This is a genomic window from Actinomadura flavalba DSM 45200, assembly GCF_000374305.1.
Taxonomy (GTDB): domain Bacteria; phylum Actinomycetota; class Actinomycetes; order Streptosporangiales; family Streptosporangiaceae; genus Spirillospora; species Spirillospora flavalba.
In genome coordinates this window covers 2,033,785-2,052,655 of the sequence record NZ_KB894093.1, presented here as the reverse complement: position 1 = coordinate 2,052,655, position 18,871 = coordinate 2,033,785, and the positions used below count along the sequence as shown (strand labels likewise).

Below are 18,871 nucleotides of genomic sequence, written 5' to 3'. Positions count from 1 at the left end.
GGTCATGAGCGGGAAGTCGCCCATGAACACCGTCTGGCTCTTGATCTCACCGGTGGTGTTGTTGATGAACTCCGCCGTGACGAACATCGGAGCGGAGAACGTCATGTCCTTGTCCTTGCACTCCTCCACGGAGTACTTCGGCGGCTCGAACCGGTGATCCCGGAAGGACAACGACATGGTTCCGGAGAAGTCCTCGATGGGACTGATCTCCTCGAAGATCTCTTCGAGGCCCGACTGGGTCGGGACGCTCTTACTTCCAGCCTCCTGGGCCGCCGTGACCCGGGACTTCCACCTCTCGTTGCCCAGCAGCCAGTCGAATGAGTTGGTCTGGAGAGCAAGGAGGTCCGGGACTTCGAGCGGCTCCTTGATGCGCGCGAAGGAGACGCGGTTCGGACCGGTTGCGGTATTCGAGGCGTTGCGCGAGGCTGCCAAGAGTGGTCCTTCCGAGGGCTCGCGGGTGACGACACGCACGCCGAGACGTCCAAGTGCGAGATGACCGGAGTACGCCTACAGGCAGGCGCGGGCAAGGGTGCTTCACACGAGGATAGTCAGAGGGCAGCGCAAAGAGGCAGTGTAGCCGAATGCTACACCGCTTGCAAGTCTGGCCCCGCTGTATGCATCACAGTTGCCTGCGAGCATCGCTGCTCGTGAGCCGCGAGTCAAGAGCGGACTTGGACTTTTCCGGCTCTGACCTGCGGTGAGGAAGGCCATAGTTTAGGATCTCACCGCTTACCCGCCGGTAGCGCCCATGCGGCGGCCCGGGAACGCGAAAGGCCGCCCCCACGGGGGCGGCCTCACACTGCGGCGACGGCTCCGGAGCGACGTCCGGGGCGGTCGCCGGCTACAGCACGATGAGGTTCGAGGCGAGCCAGCGGTCGCCCTTCTTCTCCATCGTCAGCCGGATGCGCAGCGGCTCGGGAAGCCGCTGCTGCTTGTCGTTCTTGCTGACGGCGTTGCGGTTCGCGAAGACCAAGACGTCGACCTTGTCCGTGCCCGCGCTGATCACGCCCGTCTTGACGACGGTCGTCGTCGCCACCATCTGCTGCTCGGTCACCGAGGCGCGGATCTGCTGCGCCTGCTGCTCGTACTGCGTGCGCAGCCTGCCGGTGACCGCCGCGCTGCCGGTCTTGAAGTCCTCGTCGAGCGTCTGGAAGTCGTAGGACGAGACGTCCTGCGCGGCCCGCGTCGCGGCGAACGCCGCCTGCCGGGACGCCGTCGCGATCGCGTCGGCCTCGCGCTTCTTCCAGAACAGGACGCCGGAGGTGACCACCAGGGCGACCGCCAGGACGCCGAGCAGGACGACGGTGAGCCCGGCCGAGGGGCGGCGGCGTCCGGAACCGGCCTCGGCGCGCTCGCGCTTCCGGACCTTGGCGGCGCCGGTCTTCTTCGGCTCGTCCTTCTCGTCGGACGTCGCGTCCTCGGCGGCTTCGTCGTCGGACTTCGTCAGGACGACGGGCGTGTCGTCCTTCTCATCCGTGTCGTCTTCTTTGTCGGCCTCGGGCTTCGCCTCGGTCCCGGACTTCGCCGTCACGACCGGGTCGTCGTCGGACTCGGCCGTCTCGGGCTCGTCCACCTCGACGGCGGCGGGCTTCGCCGCGGCGGCCGAAGCCACCGGCTCGTCGTCGTCCCCGGCCTCGGCCGCCTCGTCCGCCGCCGCGGCGGCAGCGGCGGCGACCTGCGCGAGACGCGCGGCCTCGCGCGCCCGCTCGGCGGCCTCCTCGGCCAGCGCGGCGATGCGCGCGGCCTCCCGGGCGCGCTCGGCCGCCTTCGCGGCCTTGGCGTCCTGCGGAGCGGCCTCGTCCGCCGGTTCCTCGGCGGCGGTCTCGTCGGCGTCGGCCGCCTTGCCGTCCTTGCGGCCCTTGCCGCGTCCGAGCATCGTCATGGGACCAGCTCCATCTTGGCCACGAGCCAGCGGCCGTCCTTGCGTTCGAGGTCCATCACGCACCGCCAGGGGCGGGGCGCGGCGTTCTTGACCTTGTCGTTGGTGACGACCGCGTTCATCGACACCATGACCTCCGCCGAGTCACCGTCCATCGCGACGACCGCCGCGATCGGCTCGCTGACCGTGGACTTGGCCTTGGTCTTGGCGAGCTGGTCCAGCAGCGTCTTGGACTGGCTCGCGAGCGTGTCCTTCAGGCCGCCGGTCGTGACGGCGAGAATGCGGTCCAGGTCGCGCTGGGCCTGCTCGTGGTCGAGCGAGTTGAGGTTCACGCCGAACTGGCGCGCCGTCTGCGCGGCCTTGGTGCGCTGCTCGTCGGCCTCGGCGCGGTCGTGCACGGCGAGGCCGACCCAGACGGCGACGCCCGCGAGCGCCACGGCGAGCACCGCGAGGACGACGGCCAGCGGCCCCCGTTCGCGCTTCACTGGCTCAGCGGCCCGACCAGCAGCCACTTCCACGAGGCATCCTCTCCCAACTGGCGAGTTCCCACGGAACGGGGCATCGCGTACTGCTTGCCGTCCGGGGCGTAGACCGTGCCGGTCGAAGGATCGTACCCGGCGTATTCCACCGTTCCGTCCGTTCCAGCGGCACCGGCGGCACGGGCTCCACCTGCGTTTCCGCCGCCACCGCCGGCCGGGAACCCGGCCCCGTCGGTCGCGCCCGCGGGCACCTTCGGCACCGGCAGCATCGCGTCGCGCGGGATGTTGCGGTGGCCGCGCACGGCCTGCTCGGAGTCCTTGGGCGCCTTGCAGCCGTTGTCGAGCCGGGGCACCTTGCGGGAGGTGTCCTGCGGCCAGCGCTTCTTGGTGTTGTAGCCGGTCGTGCAGTTCGGCGGCGAGGAGATGTTCAGCGCCAGGCCGAGGTGCTGCGTGCCGTCGCCCGGCGTCACGGTGAACGCGCCCGCCACCGTGACCGGGTACAGGATGAACAGCGACCGCAGACCGGGGATGCGCTGGTGGATGATCTGCCCCGTCGTCGTCAGGTTGGCCAGCAGCACCGGCAGCGTCGGCTCCAGGCCGGTGATGAGCTTGTCGGTCTCGGAGACCGCGCCCGGCGTGGCGTCGATGACGTTGCGCAGCGCCCGGTCGTCCTTGCGGATCGACGCGCTCAGCGTGTTGAGCTGACGGGAGAACGCCGCGATGTTGGACGCCTGGCCGCGCTGGGTGTCCAGCACGGTGCGGCTGTTGTCCAGCAGCGCCTTGGTGTCGGGGAACGCCTCGTCGAAAGTCTGGAGCAGACGGTCGGTGTCGTCCAGGATCTTCTGGAGGTCGGTCGCCGAGCCCGCGAACGCGGCGTCCAGCTCGTCCACGATCGTCCCGAGGTGCTTGGGGTTGACCGACGAGACGAGCTTGTCGACGTTGCGCAGCAGCTCCGCCGTCGAGACCGGCAGCGTCGTGTTCTGCCGGGGGATCGTGTACGGGCCGCCCGGGTCGTCCAGGTACTTGACGCCCCGGCCGTCCTTCGCGGCGGGCTGGAGGTCGATGTACTGCTCACCGACGGCCGACCGGTTCGCCACGACGGCCTTCAGGCCCTCGCGCGGGATGCGGCGCTTCTCGTCGCGGTCGAGGATGAGGCGGACCTTGATGCCGTCCTTGGCGTCGGTCAGGATCATCTCCCCGACGCGCCCGACGGGCACGCCCCGGTAGGTGACCTCGGCGTTGGTGAACACGCCGCCCGAGTCGGTCAGGTCGACGTAGGCGTTGTACTGCTTGCCGAACGCCTCGCGGCCGAAGCCGATGTAGTTGAACGAGACGATCCAGACGCCGACGACGGTGATCACCGCGAAGACGATCAGCTGGAACTTGACCCCGCGCTTGAGGATCACGCCAGACCCCCCCTCATCAGGCTGGAGATGTCACCGGGACCGGCGGCCCGCGGCTTCTGCGTCGGCGACGGGGACTTCGTCGTCGTGGGCGTCGGCGTCGGAGTCGGCGCGGGCGGCGTGCCCGCCGCTCCGGCGTCCGGCAGCGCGCCAAGCGGCGAGCGCGGCAGCGCCACGTTCGGCACCTTGAGCCGCTGCGCCATCTGGTGGGCTCCGGCGGACGGGTCCAGGTCGGTGCCGCCCAGCAGGTTGTGCGCGATGTTGTCGAAGTCCAGGTCGATCGTCAGCTTGACGTTGCCGAAGTCGCCCTCGATGACGTTGCCGAACGTCGCCGGGAACGGGAACGTGATCAGCGCTTCCAGGTTCTTCGGGATCTTGTCGCCGGCCTTGTTCACGTTCCGGAGCGTGGTGTCCAGCGACTTGAGGTTGGCGATCAGGTCGTCCTTCGACCGGTTCACGACGTTGGTCGTGGTGCGGCTGAGGTTGTCCAGCGCCTTGAGCATCTTGGTGAGATCGGCGCGGTTCTCGTTCAGGACGGTCAGCGCCGGGCCCGTCTTGTCGATCGTGTCGTTGATCGTCGCGCGCTCGTCGTTCAGCTTGCCGGTGAGCCGCTCGATGCTGTCCAGCGCCCGGGTGATGGCGGCGCGGTTGCCGTCCAGCGTCCCGACGAAGGTGTCGACCCTCCGCAGCACCGACTTGATCTCCGCCTCACGCCCGTTCATCGCGGCGTTCAGCTCCTTGGTGATCGTGGAGACCTGCTCGATGCCGCCGCCGTTGAGCAGCAGCGACATCGCCGACAGGACCTCTTCGATCTCGGTGCTGCGCGTCGTGCGGGAGAGCTGGATCAGGTCGCCGTTGCCGAGCTGCCCGCTGGCGGGCTCGGCGGTCGGCGCGGCGAGCGCGACGTACTTCTCACCGAGCAGGCTCGTCTGGCCGATCGACGCGACCGCGTTGTCCGGCAGCTTCACGTCGCCGCGGATGCGGACGGTCACCAGCGCGTGCCAGCCGGACCCGCCGCGCAGGTCGATCTTGTCGACGCGTCCCACGGACACGTCGTTGACCTTCACGACGGACTGCGGCACCAGGTCGAGCACGTTGGCGAACTCGATCTTCACCGTGCGCGGCCTGTCCCCGAGGTCGGGGCCGCCCGGCAGCGGGATCGACTCCACCCCCCGGAAACCGCAGCCGGTCAGGGCGACGCTCGCGGCGAGCGCCAGCCCGGCGAGCCTGACGTTGCGGCGGCTCATCGGCCACCTCCCGGGAGCAGAGCGGACACGTCGCGCTTCCCGCCCTTGCGGTTGGGGTTGCGCGGATCGTTCGGGCCGTAGGCGTCCGGCGGAATCGGCATCGGGTCGTAGTGCGTGGTCAGCGCCGTCAGCCACGACAGGTCCAGGTGCAGGCCCGTCAGGGCCTTGCCGATCCCGTTGTAGGGAGTGACGAAGTCCAGGCACTCCTTGGCGGGGGTGCCGACCGAGTACGCCAGCGAGCAGATCCAGTCGGCCAGGTCGTTGAACTGGCGCAGGTCGGCGCGGTTGTGGATGGTGCCGCTGATCGGGTCGTAGGCGCGCGCCAGGTTGTTGATCGCGAGCGGGCCGACCTCCAGCACCTCGGCCAGCGCGTCCTTCTGCTTCACCAGCACACCGGTGATCTGCGCGAGCTGGCGGGTGCTCTCCGACAGCTCGCCGCGGTTGTCCTTGACGAACTTCTGGACGTTGCGCAGTGTCGGGCCGAGCGTCTCCAGCGCGGCCGTCAGCTCCTCCTTCTCCCCCACGAGCTGTCCGGAGACGCCGTTGAGGCGGGCGCTGAACTGCTTGATCTGCTGGTCGTTCGCCTTCATCGACCCGGTGATGATCCGCAGGTTCTCGATCGTCTTGGCGATGTCGCCGCGGTCGGCGCTGAGCGTGCTCAGCATCTTGGACGTGTCGGAGATCGTCTTGCGGACGTCGTCGCCCTGGCCCTCGAAGGTGTTCGCGCCGACCTCCAGCAGCCGCGACAGCGACCCGTTGGCGTTGGCGCCGTCGGGGCCGAGCGCCTTGCTGAGGTCGTTGAGGCTGGAGCCGACCTGGTCGACCTCGACCGGGACGCGCGTCTGCGCGACGGCGAGCGTCCGGCCGTCGGCCATCACCGGCCCGCCCGTGTAGGCGGGGGTGAGCTGGATGTAGCGGTCGGCGACGAGGGTCTGGTTGACGATGACGGCCTGGGCGTTCGCCGGGACCTTGTACTTGGATTCGTACTTCAGTTCCACGCGGACCGCGTCGCCGGTCGGCTTCACCGAGACGACCTCGCCCACGGGCATGCCGAGGATGCGCACGTCCGCGCCCGGGTAGAGGCCGACGGCGCTCGTGAAGTACGCCGTCAGGCGCCGCTGCGGCGGTTCCCGCAGCAGCACCACGGCAACCGCCGCCAGCACCGCGAGCACGAGGACCGCGGTGCCGGCGCGGAGGAGGGTTGCTGAGTTTCGCACGAGTGACCTGCCTGCTACGGGAGGAACGGCAACGGGTTGTTGGTCTGGTTCTGGCCTCCGCCGGGCTGCTGCGTCCCGGTCGGGCCGCGTTCGCCCGATCCGCCCCGGTTCGGCGCGGGGTCCTTGATGGAGGCGGGGATCGGCAGGAGGTTCTGAATCCAGGCGTCGAACCAGCGGCCCGTGCCCGTGACGTCGGTGAACTGGCGGGCGAAGGGGGCGAACAGCTCCAGCGTCCGGTCCAGGTTGTCCTGGTTCTTCAGCAGCACCCGGCTGACCGCCTGGAGGTTGTTCAGCATCGGGCGGAGCTGCGCGTTGTTCTCGCGGATCAGCGCGTTCACCTGCTGGGAGAACACCACCGTGTTGACGAGGAGCTGGTGGATGACGTCGCGTCGCGCCTGGACGGCGGCGAGGATCTTGTCGCCGTCCTGGATGAGCTTGGCGAAGTCCTGGTTGCGGTCGGCCAGCAACTGCGAGACGTTGCGGGCCTTTCCGGCCAGTTCGTGCAGCTCGTCGTCGCGCGAGGCGACCGTGTCCGACAGGCGGCGCAGGCCCTGGAGCGACGCGCGGATCTCCTGCGGGCTGTTCTCGAACGTGTCCGACAGGGTGTTGAACGACTTGGCCACCTGCGCGTGGTCGATCTTCTCGACCCGCTCGGTCAGCTCACTGATGGCCGGGACGACCTCGAACGGCACCGTCGTCCGCTCGACCGGGATCTGCCGGGACAGCGTGCCGCCGCCGCGCGGGTCCAGGGCGAGGAAGTGCGAGCCGAGCACTGTCTTGATCTTGATTTCGGCGCGGGTGAGGGAGCCGAGCCGGACGTTGTCATCGTCCACGCGGAACGTGACCTTGACGCGGCCCCTCTCCAGCTCCATGCCGGTGACCTGGCCGACCTTCACACCGGCGACGCGGACCTCCTCGCCGGACCGCAGCCCGGCCGCCTCGGCGAACGCCGCGGTGTGGGTCGTGCCGCCGGTCAGGAACGGGATCGAGCGCAGGTTCATCGCGACCAGCAGCGTCACGATGATGACCGCGAACGCGGCGAGGCCGATGGGAACGGGGTTGCGCTCCCGGAACGGGACCCTCATCTACTTGCACCTCGCGTTCTCGTTCATGATCGCGGGCGTCTGGTACACGGGGCCGCCGGGCAGCTTCACCCGGGCGTCGAGTCCGCAGACGTACATGTTGAACCACGAGCCGTAGGAGGAGATGTTGACCAGTCCCTCCAGCCGCTTCGGGGAGCGCTGGAGGCCCCGCTCCAGGTCGGCGCTGCCCTTGTTCAGCTCTCCGGCCAGCTTGTTCAGCCCCGCGATGTCGTTCTTGATCGAGGGACGTGCGTCCTTGAGCAGGTCCGCGGTGGTCGCGGCGAGTCCGTTGATGCTCGCGACCGAGTCGAAGATCGCCTTGCGGTCGTTGGACAGGCCGGTGACGAACCCCTGGAGGTCGGTGATCATCCGGTTGACCTCGGAGTGCCGGGCGTCGATCGTGCCCAGCACGTTGTTGAGGTTGGTGATCACGTCGCCGATGACCTTGTCGCGGTTGGCCAGCGTGTTCGTCAGCGACGCGACGTGGCCGAGCAGGCTGTTGACCGTGCCCGCCTCGCCCTGGAGCGTCTGCACGATCTGCGTGGCCAGCGTGTTGACGTCCTTGGGCTCCAGCGCCTGGAACAGCGGCCGGAACCCGTTGAACAGGACGGTCAGGTCCAGCGCGGGCTGCGTCTGCGTGACCGGGATCGTGCCGCCCTCGGCCAGGTAGGCGTTCGCGGGGCCCGGGCCCTCGCTGAGCGACAGGTACCGCTGGCCCATGAGGTTGCGGTACCGGACCTGCACCTGCGTCGACTTCGGCAGGCCCGCCCGGAAGATGCTCTCCTCGTCCTTGTTGACGGAGAAGGTGACCTTCGCCTGGTTGTTGCGGAAGAGCTGGATCTTCTCGACCTGGCCGACGCGGACGCCGGCGACGCGGACGTCGTCCTTGTCGAGCAGGCCCGCGACGTCGGTGAAGATCGCGTGGTAGCGGTGGCCCTCGGTGAACCGGGCGTTGGTGATCGTCATCGCGAGGATGCCGGTGACGAGCGACGTCAGCACGACGAAGATCGTCAGCTTGATGGCCGGTGCGAGCGTGTTCACTTGACCGTCACCACCGATCCCTGCACGAGCGGGCCGAACAGCAGCACCGCGGTGTCGGTCACCTCGTCGGCGTGGGTCCGCGTCAGCGGCCCGACCAGGTTCCTGATCTTTTCCTTCTCGCTCATCTGGGTTCCCGGATCGACGAAGACGTTCGGCGTCTCGCGGTTACGCGCGCCCGCGCTCGTCGGGTGGTTGATGGGGTCGTCCCGGCCGTGCGGGTTCTTCCACCACAGGTTGTCCTCGGTGCCGTCCAGCGCCAGGTAGTCGGGGAACGGGACCTTCGGGTTCGGCAGGTTGTAGCAGCGCGGCCCCCGGAAGTCCTTCACCTCCGGCAGCTCCAGCGGGTTCTTGTACGGCGGGCGCGGCTTGACGATCTCGATCGTCAGGTTGAACGTCTTGCCGCCGTTGCCGCCCGCCACGCGCTCGGCCTCGGGGCGCAGCGCGTCCAGGCCCTCGAAGACGCACGGCAGCGACGGCGAGTACCGGGCGATCAGTTCCAGCCCCGCGCGGTTCGCCACATTGAAGCCGATGATCTTGGCGGCGTTGTTCGTCATGAACTGATTGCCGTGGGTCGCGAATTGCGCGGTCTGCGGCAGGATCTGCTCGATCGTGGCCTTCTTGTCCGTGACGGTCTTGCTGGTCACGTTCAGGTTCCGTAGCGTCTGGAGCAGATCGGGAGCCGCGGCCGAGTAGATGTCGGAGACGTCCGCGATTCCCTTCAGGTCGTAGACGAGCGTGTTCAGTTCCGGGTTGATCTTCCGGAGCAGCGCGTCCGCCTGCTCCAGGTTCTGGCCGAGCTGGTCACCACGGCCCTGCAACGCCGTCGCGACGGCGTTCAGCGTGGCGTTCAGCTTCTCCGGCTTGACCGCCTGGAGGAGCGGGAGCAGGTTGTTGAGCACCTTGTCGATCTCGACGGCGGCCTGCGACCGGTCCTGCTGGATCGTCTGGCCCTTGGCCAGGCCGGACCGGCCGGGCTGCGCCGGGATCTCCAGATCGACGTACTTCTCACCGAACAGCGTCTTGGGCAGCAACCGCGCCTGCACGTTGTTCGGGATCAGCTTGGCGTGGTCGGGGTCCAGCGCCAGGTCGATGATCGCGCCGTTCTCGGTCGCCCGGGTCGCGCGGACCTCTCCGACGATGATCCCGCGCACCTTGACGTCCGAACGCGGCAGCAGTTGCAGCCCGGCGCGCTCGGCCGCGACGCGCACCTTGATCGTCGGCGTCAGCGCCTTGTTGAACAGCGCGACGGTGAGCGCCAGCAGCAGCGCGAACACCAGCAGCATCGACAGGCCCAGCAGCCGGTAGCGCATCCGCTGCGACAGGCCGCGCCCACGCGGAGTTGCGGCATGAGTCATCGCTGTGTCACCCCGCAATCCGAACGGTCGTCGTGGCGCCCCAGATGGCCATGCCGAGAAGCAGGTCCGCCACGTTGATCACGACGATGCTGGTCCGCACCGCCCGGCCCACCGCGATGCCGACGCCCGCCGGTCCGCCGCTGGCGTGGTAGCCGTAGTAGCAGTGGATGAGCATGACGAGCATCGCGAAGATGATGACCTTGCCGAACGACCACAGGATGTCCTGTGGTGGTAGGAACAAGTTGAAGTAGTGGTCGTACGTTCCGGTCGACTGCCCGTAGAACGTCGTCACGATCAGCCGCGTCGCGCCGTACGAGGCCAGCAGGCCCACGATGTAGAGCGGGATCACCGCGACCATTCCGGCGATCAGCCGCGTCGTCACCAGGAACGGCATCGACGGGACCGCCATGACCTCCAGCGCGTCGATCTCGTCGGAGATCCGCATCGCGCCGAGCTGCGCGGTGAAACCGCAGCCGACCGTCGCCGACAGCGCCAGCGCCGACACCAGCGGCGCGATCTCGCGCGTGTTGAAGTACGACGCGACGAACCCGGTGAACGCCGCCGTACCGATCTGGTTCAGCGAGTTGTAGCCCTGGAGGCCGACCTGGCTGCCGGTGAAGAACGTCATGAACCCGACGATCACCACCGAGCCGCCGATGACGGCCAGGCCGCCCGTGCCGAGGCTGACCTCGGCCAGCAGCCGCATCACCTCGGTGCGGTACCGGCGCAGCACCCGGAAGATCCAGGCGAACGCGCGCGCGTAGAACGAGAGCTGGTGACCGAAGTCGTCCAGCCGCTGGAGGGGAGTGTTCACCGCTTTGGAGACGGCCTTCCCCGTCTTCGTGGGGGCGGCCATCACATGCCCTTCGACGGAACGAACTGGAAGTACAGGGCGGAGATGACGAAGTTCTCCAGGAACAGCAGCATGAACGTGATGACGACGGTCTGGTTCACCGCGTCGCCCACGCCCTTCGGCCCGCCCTTGGCGTTCAGCCCCTTGTACGCCGCCACCAGACCCGCCGTGATGCCGAAGACGAACGCCTTGAACTCGGCCTGCAACAGGTCGGGAAGCTGCGCCATCGCGTTGAACGACGCCAGGTACGCGCCCGGCGTGCCGTCCTGGAGCACCACGTTGAAGATGTAGCCGCCCAGCAGCCCCACCACCGAGACGAGCCCGTTGAGGAACAGCGCGACGAACGCGCAGGCGAGCATCCGGGGTACCACCAGGCGGTGCAGGGGATTGATCCCCAGCACCTCCATGGCGTCGATCTCCTCACGGATCTTGCGCGAGCCGATGTCGGCGCACATCGCCGAGCCGGCGGCCCCCGCGACCAGCAACGAGGTCACCAGCGGACTGGCCTCGCGCACGATCGCGACGACCGCCGTCGCACCCGTGTAGGACTGGGCGCCGAGCTGACGGATCAGCCCGCCGACCTGGAGCGACAGGATGCCGCCGAAGGGAATCGCCACCAGCATCGTCGGGATCACCGTCACGCTGACGATGAACCACGACTGCTGAATGAACTCGCGCCACTGGAACGGCCGCTGGAACATCGCCCGGAACGTGTCGAGCACGAGGGCGAAGAACCGGCCTGGTTCACGAATGGCGACATTGGTCGCACCGTCGGAGATCTTACGGAAGGTGGGAGACCCACTCTTCTTCGTGCCCTCTCGCTGGTCCGCGCCGATACCAGGAGTGGACATCAGTACCCAGCACCTCCCGGCTGGGCCGCGTGCCGACCGCGTCCCTGACCGTCGGGGCCGTCGTGGCCGGGCCCGCCCGCGGGCGCCCCGGCCGACATCGTCGCCACGTAGCGCGGCCACTCCTCGACCCAGTTGCGGCCCAGCTCGTCGATGAACGACCCGGGCGGGGGCGTCACGCCGTGCGCCGCGCACCACGCGCCCGGCGGGTGCTGGCCCGGGCGGACGCGGCCGTCGGTCGGCATCGGCTGCGGCGGGACCGGCGGCAGCTTGCCGGCGTCCAGGCCCATGTTGGCCTCGGCCTCCAGCTCGGAGATGTCCTTCTCCTCCGACATGCCGATCGGGCCGATGCGGCTGGCGTTGAGGAACTGCCGGACGACCGGCTCCTCGCTCGTCAGCAGCATCTCGCGCGGGCCGAACATCGCCAGCTCGCGCCGGTACAGCAGGCCGATGTTGTCCGGGATCGTCCGCGCGGTGTTGATGTCGTGCGTGACGATGAGGAACGTCGCGTTGATCTGCGCGTTGAGGTCGATGAAGACCTGGTTCAGGAAGGCCGTGCGGACCGGGTCGAGGCCGGAGTCCGGCTCGTCGATCAGCAGGATCTCGGGGTCCAGGACGAGCGCGCGGGCCAGGCCGGCGCGCTTCTTCATACCGCCGGAGATCTCACCGGGGAGCTTGTGCTCCGCACCGATCAGACCGACCAGGTCCATCTTCTCCATCACGATCCGCTTGACCTCGGACTCGGACTTCTTCGTGTGCTCGCGCAGCGGGAACGCGATGTTGTCGAAGAGGTTCATCGAGCCGAACAGCGCGCCGTCCTGGAAGAGGACGCCGAACAGCTTGCGGGTCTCGTAGAGCTGGTGCTCCGGGAGGTACGGCAGGTCCCGGTCCCCGATCCAGATGTGGCCCCGGTCGGGCTTCAGCAGACCGACGAGGGTCTTCAGGAAGACCGACTTTCCGGTACCGGAGGGGCCGAGGAGAACGGAGATCTCCCCTGCGGGCAGGGACAGCGACACGTCCTGCCAGATCATCTGACGACCGAAGGACTTCGTCAGACCCTCGACTCTGATTTCGACGCCCACTCGTCACCTTTCTCCAGGCCGGGGGAATCCGGATGCGATGCGCGAGCCTGCGGACTCGGCGGGGTGGTCGGTCCGTCACACCTGGTATCCGCACCGTTGCTACCAGCGGGTAGCTGTGGCGGGTGCCACTACCGTAGCGGCCTTCCGGCAGAAGGGAAGGGGTCGGAGGCCAAAACAGCGGGTTAATGCGACGTTGTACGACAATCGTTACTTACGTCACGCTGAGACTACTGGTCCACGAACCTGCACCTCAAGCCGGGGGTGGGAGTGACGGCACCGTGCCAGACGGGCCGGATGTGGCCCGTCATGCTCCCCGGACGCTACGCGGCGCCCGACATGCCGCACAAGCGGCCATCAGAAACGGTTTGGCGAACGGATTTGTCACACGAGCACAGTCCGTCCCAGGGTACGCACACCCGCGACCGGCCGGTTCGTCCGCTTCCCTCGGGTACACGCACGAAGGGCGGCCACCCCGGTGATGGGGTGACCGCCCTTCGCGGCGTCACACGCGCGGGCCGCACGGGCCCACCGCGGAACTACTTGACGGTGACCGTCGCGCCGGCCTTCTCCAGGGCCTCCTTGGCCTTGTCGGCGGCGTCCTTGGCGACCTTCTCCAGGAGCGGCTTGGGCGCACCGTCGACCAGGTCCTTGGCCTCCTTGAGGCCCAGGCTCGTCAGGGCGCGCACCTCCTTGATGACCTGGATCTTCTTGTCGCCGGCGGCCTCCAGGATGACGTCGAACTCGTCCTGCTCGGCGGCGGCCTCGGCGGCCGGGGCACCCGGGGCGCCCGGCGCGGCGGCGACGGCCACGGGAGCGGCGGCCTTGACGTCGAAGACCTCTTCGAACTGCTTCACGAACTCGGACAGCTCGAGGAGGGTCATCTCCTTGAAGACGTCGAGCAGCTCGTCGTTGCTGAGCTTCGCCATGGTGTTTCCTCCGTAATGACGTATGGGGTGGTGCTGGGGTACCGCGGTTCGGTCCGGACGGACCTACTCGGCGGGGGCCTCGTCGGCGGCCGGAGCGTCGGCGGCCTCGGCCGCCGGGGACTCGGCCGTCTCGCCGGCGGCCTCGCGCTTGGCCCGGAGGGCCTCGGCGAGCTGCGCCGCCTGCGTCGGCAGGGCGTTGAACAGCGCCGCGGCGTTCGCCATGGAGCCCTTCATCGCGCCGGCCAGCTTCGCGAGGAGGACCTCGCGCGACTCGAGGTCCGCGAGCTTGGTGATCTCGGCGGCGTCCATCGACTTGCCGTCGACGAAGCCTCCCTTGATCACCAGGAGCGGGTTGGCCTTGGAGAAGTCACGCAGGCCCTTGGCGGCCTCGACCACGTCGCCGGTGACGAACGCGATCGCCGAGGGACCGACGAGCAGGTCACGGAACTGCTCGTCGAGACCGGCGTCGTTCGCCGCGATCTTGGTCAGCGTGTTCTTCACCACGGCGAACTTCGCGTTCTCGCCGAGGTTGGTGCGCAGCTCCTTGAGCTGCGCCACCGTGAGCCCGCGGTACTCGGTCAGCACGGCGCCGTTCGAGCTCTCGAAGTCGTTCTTGAGCTCGGCGATCGCCGTGGCCTTCTCGGCCTTGGCCATGGGGCCTCCTTCCGATTACCTGGGTGGCCGCGCCGCACACTCGTGAGAGCGGACGGACGCGACCCGGTGTGGAAGCCGCCGGGGCGTAGCCCTGAAAAACAGCGAACGCCCCGGCGCAGGCGCGCGGGGCGTACAGGACACGGAGGTCATGGAAGCTCTCGTCACACCTACGCGGGCCGCCCGAATCTCTTCGGAACCTTCGGCCGTCCCTCACGGAACGGCGACCGGCGGTCTTCGGCAGCCCACAGACTACGTCGCCGCCCCCACCAACACCAAATCGAATTCCCGCCACCCCACCATCCACACACCTGCGCGCAGCACACCCCCACGACCGAAGGCCGACCGCACGACCCACCACGCAAGGCAGACGCGCGAACGCCGAACGCGCAAGGCGCGGGAACGCGCGAGGCCGCGTCCCGCTGGGCGGGACGCGGCCTCGATGCTCGGGGTCAGGAGTTGGGGAGCTTGACCGTGCCGACCTCGGCCGCCGGGGGCTCGGTGACCTGGACCGGCTTGCCGTAGTCGGAGTAGAGCGCCGTCGTCGTGGACCGGCCGCTGTTGGTGTCGAAGACGCTGACGTGCTTGCGGGGCAGGCCGTCCTTGTCGACCCAGACGTCGAAGTTGATCGTCTGCGCGCCGAGCTGCTGGAACGCCTTCTCGGCGGCGGCGCGTGCCTCGCCCTCCAGCTTGCCCAGCGCCTCGGACACGGGCAGCGTGCCCTTGTAGTGCGTCGTCTCGACGCCGCCCACGTTCTCGGTGCCGAGGTTCTTGGCGTCCTTGGAGGCGGTGAGCATCTTGGTCTGCTCGGCGGGGCTCTGCTGGCGGGCCTGCCCGATCAGCTCCTGCATGTTCATCCCGGCGGTGGCGCCGAGCTGGTCGAGCGAGAACCGCGTCCACGGCTTGCCGCCGTTGGCCTGCGACAGGGCGGGCATCTTCATGTACGCGGCCTTCTCGTTCATGACCATCTCGTAGCCCGGGACCTGCTGCGACGCCATCTTCATCGAGTCGACCTTCATGTTCATCGCGACCTCGGGCCGCAGCTTGGCCTGGAGCGCCATCTTCATCTGCACGGCGCCCTGCGGGGTCGGCGTGTTCATGTCGATCTGCGCGGCGAAGGTGTCGACCTGCCCCGCCTTCTCGGCCGCCTGCCCGAGCGCCTGCGACGCGGTCAGCTTGGCGTCACCGCCCCCGCCTCCGGCGGCCTTCTCCTCGCCGCCGCCGAGGCAGCCGGTCAGGGCGAGGACGAGGCCGGTGCCGACGGCGGCACTCGCGGTGAAACGACGAAGCATGAAAGGGAACTCCTCCGGAGGTGGGGGCAGGCGTCGGCCGGGGCGTTGGCCGCGCCTCAGAACATTCGACGCAGACTATGACAGACCGGTTCGCCTCCGCACACGACTTCTCACCGCCCGCAACCCGTCAGTTGCGGGGCTGGGCGTTGAAGAGGCCGTCGAGGGAGAGCTTGCCGACCTGGTCGGACGGGGGGCGGTTCACCGTGAAGGGCTTGCCGTAGTCGCTGTAGCGGACCTCGACCGTGCCGTTGCCGCCCTCGGTGCCGGTGCTCTTGGCGACCAGCTTGCGGGGCAGGTTGTCGCCGCCCGTCCACAGGTCGAAGGCGACCTTGCCGTCGTTCGGCAGGTGACGGCGGGCGTTCTGCCGGGCCTCCGGGTCGAGCTGCTTCAGCGCCTCCTGCACCGTCACCGTGCCCGCGTAACGGGTGGTCTTGACGCCGTCGACCGTCTCGGTGCCGACGCGGCGCACGTCCTTGGAGGCGGTGAACATCTTCGTCTGCTCGGCGGGGTCGATGGTCCGCACCTGCTGGAGCAGGGACTGGACGTCGAAGCCGGTGCGCTGGGAGATCTCGTTGACGTTCACCTCCAGCCACGGCTTGCCGCCGGCGACGAACCGGGCGAGCTGCGGGACCTTCGCGTAGAGCGTGTCGCCGGTGAACAGGGCGCGGCCCGTCACGCCGGTCATCGCCTGGCCGCCGCGCGAGTACTCGTCGAGCTGGGCGGTGAACTCCAGGTTCGGGCGCAGCCGGAACTGGCCCGTGCCCTTCAGCGTGCCGCCGTCACCGGCGTCGGTGACGGTCAGCGCGGCCTTGAACGCGTCGGCCTTGCGCGTCTGCTGCGACGTCTTGACCAGGGCCTCCGTCGCGCTCATCTTCACCGCGTTACCACCGGCGGCGTTCTCCACCTCGGCGTTGCAGCCGGACAGCACCAGGGCGGCGCCCAGCGTCGTGCCACCGGCGGTCATCATCCATCGGCGCCTCATGCGGAATCCTCCTCGGTTCGCCTGCTGACGAATCCAGTCTCGCCCTGCCGCCGCTCCCCCGGCATCACCCGAAGGAACGAAAGAACGGCCCCCCGGTCAGACCAGCGAACTACCCCGGAGATCGGCACCCTAACGAGCCCCGCCCCGGAAACGCCGAAGGGCGCCTCCCGCGCGGGAGACGCCCTCGGATCGAGCCGGATCAGCTCTCGTCGATCTCGGCGGTCAGGTTGCGGACCGCGTTCGGGTCGACCGGGATGCTCGGGCCCATCGACGTCGTGAAGACGGCCTTGCGCACGTAACGGCCCTTGGCCGCCGACGGCTTGAGCCGCTGGATCTCCTCGATCGCCGCCGCGTAGTTCTCCACGAGCTGACGCTCGGTGAACGACGCCTTGCCGATGATGAAGTGCAGGTTCGCGTGGCGGTCCACGCGGAACTCGATCTTGCCGCCCTTGATGTCGGTCACGGCCTTGGTCACGTCCATGGTGACCGTGCCCGTCTTCGGGTTCGGCATCAGGCCGCGCGGGCCGAGGACGCGACCGAGGCGGCCGACCTTGCCCATCTGGTCGGGGGTGGCGACCACGGCGTCGAAGTCCAGGAAGCCGCCCTGGATCTTCTCGATCATGTCGTCGGAGCCGACGATGTCGGCGCCGGCCTCGCGGGCCTCGTCGGCCTTGGCGCCGCCGGCGAAGACCAGCACGCGGGCCGTCTTACCGGTGCCGTGCGGCAGGTTGACGGTGCCGCGCACCATCTGGTCGGCCTTGCGGGGGTCGACGCCGAGCCGCAGCGCGACCTCGACGGTCGCGTCGAACTTGGTGACCGCGGTCTCCTTGGCCAGCCGCACGCCCTCCAGCGGCTGGTACAGGTTGTCGCGGTCGATCTTGGCGGCGCCGTCGCGGTAGCCCTTGCTGCGCTTCATGTTGCTTCTCCCTCGTGGTGTGCGGACCCGGACGGGTCCTCCCACAGGCCCGCGCGGACCGTCCGCGCGGGCGTTCACTCGAAACGAGCGGGTGTTACTTGACCTCGATGCCCATGGAACGCGCGGTGCCGGCGACGATCTTCTCGGCGGCGGCCAGGTCGCGGGCGTTCAGGTCGGGCAGCTTGGTCGTGGCGATCTCGCGGATCTGGTCCGCGGTGACCGAGCCGACCTTGGTCTTGTGCGGCTCGCCGGAGCCCTTCTCGACACCGGCGGCCTTGAGGATGAGCTGCGCGGCCGGCGGCGTCTTGGTCACGAACGAGAACGAGCGGTCCTCGTAGATCGTGATCTCGACGGGGATGACGTTGCCACGCTGCGACTCGGTCGCGGCGTTGTACTGCTTGCAGAAGTCCATGATGTTGACGCCGTGCGGACCGAGCGCGGTACCGACGGGCGGCGCGGGGGTCGCGGCACCGGCGTTCAGCTGGACCTTGACGACGGCCGCGATCTTCTTCTTCTTGGGAGGCATGCTCGCCCACCTTCCGTTCCGTGCACTGTGACCCCGACTCCCGCACAGCGGGCAACACCCGGACCGGAACGACTGCCGGGTGTTGGAGTCCTGGAGTTCTGCGTCCTGCGGGTACTGGGCCACCGGCGAGGCGGGGGCGACTTCCCCTGGCAGACGACGAACTCACCCAGTGTACGGCCTGATTGGAATCGTTAGGACACAGTAGAAATCAAACGCCCCGGCCATCAGGACCGGGGCGTTCTGCGTGCGTGCTGGGTCAGATCTTGGAGACCTGGTTGAAGGACAGCTCGACCGGGGTCTCGCGGCCGAAGATCGAGACGAGCACCTTGAGCTTCTGCTGCTCGGCGTTGATCTCGTTGACGGTCGCGGGGAGGGTGGCGAAGGGGCCGTCCATGACGGTGACCGACTCACCGACCTCGAAGTCCACGGCGGGCGACGCCTTGGCCTGCTGCTGCGCCTTGGCCGGGGTGCCCTCCTCGGGCTCGGGGGCGAGCAGGTTGGCGACCTCGTCGAGGCTGAGCGGGGACGGCTTGTTCAGCAGCCCCACGAAGCCGGTGACGCCGGGGGTGTTGCGGACGGCGGCCCAGGACTCGTCCGTCAGCTCCATCCGGACGAGGATGTAGCCGGGCAGGACCTTCTCGTTGACCTTCTGCCGCTTGCCGCCCTTGATCTCGGTGACCTCGTGCTGGGGCACCTCGATCTGGAAGATGAAGTCCTCCATGTTGAGCGTCTGGGTGCGGGTCTCGATGTTGGTCTTGACCCGGTTCTCGTACCCCGCGTAGGAGTGCACGACGTACCAGTCGCCCGGCTGGAGCCGCAGTTCCATCTTGAAGTCGGCGTAGGGGTCGACGGGGGGCTCGGGAGCCTCCTCGCCCGCGTCCGCGGCGGCGGCGTCGGCCTCGGCGTCCGGGAGGGCGTCCGTGTCGCCGAGGGCGTCGGACGTCTCGGGCGCGGCGGAGGTGTCGGCGTCGAGGACCTCGGTCTCGGCGACGGCGCTCTCGCCGGCCTGCTCCGCCGCAGCCTCGGTGGACTGGGCCTCGATGATGGCCTCGTCACGGGGCTGTGAGGACGACTCGGACACGGTGGCTGACT

At 68.7% G+C, this 18,871-nt stretch carries 18 protein-coding genes and 1 pseudogene; all 19 read right to left on the bottom strand.

All coding sequences use genetic code 11. From position 1 onward, the window contains the following. Nucleotides 1–432: pseudogene (locus tag C229_RS0109435) on the bottom strand (DNA-directed RNA polymerase subunit beta); the annotation flags it as partial. A gap of 409 nt (nt 433–841) precedes the next feature. Continuing rightward, complete coding sequence (locus C229_RS32735; RefSeq protein ID WP_018654824.1) at nt 842–1,882, bottom strand: hypothetical protein; 1,041 nt, start codon at nt 1,880–1,882, stop codon at nt 842–844. Then, complete coding sequence (locus tag C229_RS0109425) at nt 1,879–2,364, bottom strand: hypothetical protein (RefSeq protein WP_018654823.1); 486 nt, start codon at nt 2,362–2,364, stop codon at nt 1,879–1,881. The genes C229_RS32735 and C229_RS0109425 overlap by 4 nt, the downstream gene beginning before the upstream one ends. Then, nucleotides 2,361–3,764, bottom strand: coding sequence for an MCE family protein (locus C229_RS0109420; protein ID WP_018654822.1), 1,404 nt, complete (start codon nt 3,762–3,764; stop codon nt 2,361–2,363). Before C229_RS0109420 ends, C229_RS0109425 begins: the two co-directional genes overlap by 4 nt. Then, the gene (locus C229_RS0109415; RefSeq protein WP_018654821.1) at nt 3,761–5,008 is read right to left on the bottom strand and encodes an MCE family protein; all 1,248 of its coding nucleotides are present in this window, start codon (nt 5,006–5,008) and stop codon (nt 3,761–3,763) included. The genes C229_RS0109420 and C229_RS0109415 overlap by 4 nt, the downstream gene beginning before the upstream one ends. After that, nucleotides 5,005–6,225 (bottom strand): MCE family protein, encoded by a 1,221-nt coding sequence (locus tag C229_RS30050; RefSeq protein WP_240487137.1) that lies wholly within the window; start codon nt 6,223–6,225, stop codon nt 5,005–5,007. The genes C229_RS0109415 and C229_RS30050 overlap by 4 nt, the downstream gene beginning before the upstream one ends. 14 nt (nt 6,226–6,239) lie before the next feature. Continuing rightward, on the bottom strand, nt 6,240–7,310 hold the full coding sequence (locus C229_RS0109405; RefSeq protein ID WP_018654819.1) for an MCE family protein: 1,071 nt from the start codon (nt 7,308–7,310) through the stop codon (nt 6,240–6,242). Further along, entirely contained in the window at nt 7,311–8,348 is a 1,038-nt protein-coding gene (locus C229_RS0109400; protein WP_018654818.1) for an MCE family protein, read from the bottom strand. After that, nucleotides 8,345–9,703, bottom strand: coding sequence for an MCE family protein (locus tag C229_RS0109395; protein WP_155884661.1), 1,359 nt, complete (start codon nt 9,701–9,703; stop codon nt 8,345–8,347). The genes C229_RS0109400 and C229_RS0109395 overlap by 4 nt, the downstream gene beginning before the upstream one ends. 7 nt (nt 9,704–9,710) lie before the next feature. Beyond that, entirely contained in the window at nt 9,711–10,559 is an 849-nt protein-coding gene (locus tag C229_RS0109390) for an MlaE family ABC transporter permease (RefSeq protein WP_018654816.1), read from the bottom strand. Further along, nucleotides 10,559–11,278, bottom strand: coding sequence for an MlaE family ABC transporter permease (locus C229_RS0109385; protein ID WP_018654815.1), 720 nt, complete (start codon nt 11,276–11,278; stop codon nt 10,559–10,561). Before C229_RS0109385 ends, C229_RS0109390 begins: the two co-directional genes overlap by 1 nt. A 128-nt stretch (nt 11,279–11,406) precedes the next feature. After that, nucleotides 11,407–12,486 carry an ABC transporter ATP-binding protein gene (locus C229_RS30045; RefSeq protein ID WP_081639778.1) on the bottom strand — a complete coding sequence of 360 codons (1,080 nt, stop codon included), beginning with the start codon at nt 12,484–12,486 and terminating at the stop codon, nt 11,407–11,409. Nucleotides 12,487–13,022: 536 nt separating this feature from the next. Beyond that, a complete protein-coding gene (gene rplL, locus C229_RS0109375) occupies nt 13,023–13,412 on the bottom strand; it encodes a 50S ribosomal protein L7/L12 (RefSeq protein WP_018654813.1) in 390 nt (129 codons plus the stop codon). A 63-nt stretch (nt 13,413–13,475) separates the two neighbouring features. Next, nucleotides 13,476–14,066, bottom strand: a complete 591-nt coding sequence (gene rplJ / locus C229_RS0109370) for a 50S ribosomal protein L10 (RefSeq protein WP_018654812.1) — start codon at nt 14,064–14,066, stop codon at nt 13,476–13,478. Nucleotides 14,067–14,515: 449 nt separating this feature from the next. Then, a complete protein-coding gene (locus tag C229_RS0109365) occupies nt 14,516–15,355 on the bottom strand; it encodes an SCO4651 family lipoprotein (RefSeq protein ID WP_018654811.1) in 840 nt (279 codons plus the stop codon). A 127-nt stretch (nt 15,356–15,482) separates the two neighbouring features. Next, on the bottom strand, nt 15,483–16,337 hold the full coding sequence (locus C229_RS0109360; RefSeq protein WP_240487135.1) for an SCO4651 family lipoprotein: 855 nt from the start codon (nt 16,335–16,337) through the stop codon (nt 15,483–15,485). 199 nt (nt 16,338–16,536) lie between these two features. Beyond that, entirely contained in the window at nt 16,537–17,253 is a 717-nt protein-coding gene (gene rplA / locus C229_RS0109355; RefSeq protein WP_018654809.1) for a 50S ribosomal protein L1, read from the bottom strand. 94 nt (nt 17,254–17,347) lie between these two features. Next, complete coding sequence (rplK, locus tag C229_RS0109350) at nt 17,348–17,779, bottom strand: 50S ribosomal protein L11 (protein ID WP_018654808.1); 432 nt, start codon at nt 17,777–17,779, stop codon at nt 17,348–17,350. Between the two features lie 256 nt (nt 17,780–18,035). Beyond that, a complete protein-coding gene (nusG, locus tag C229_RS0109345) occupies nt 18,036–18,860 on the bottom strand; it encodes a transcription termination/antitermination protein NusG (protein ID WP_018654807.1) in 825 nt (274 codons plus the stop codon). Nucleotides 18,861–18,871: the final 11 nt, after the last annotated feature.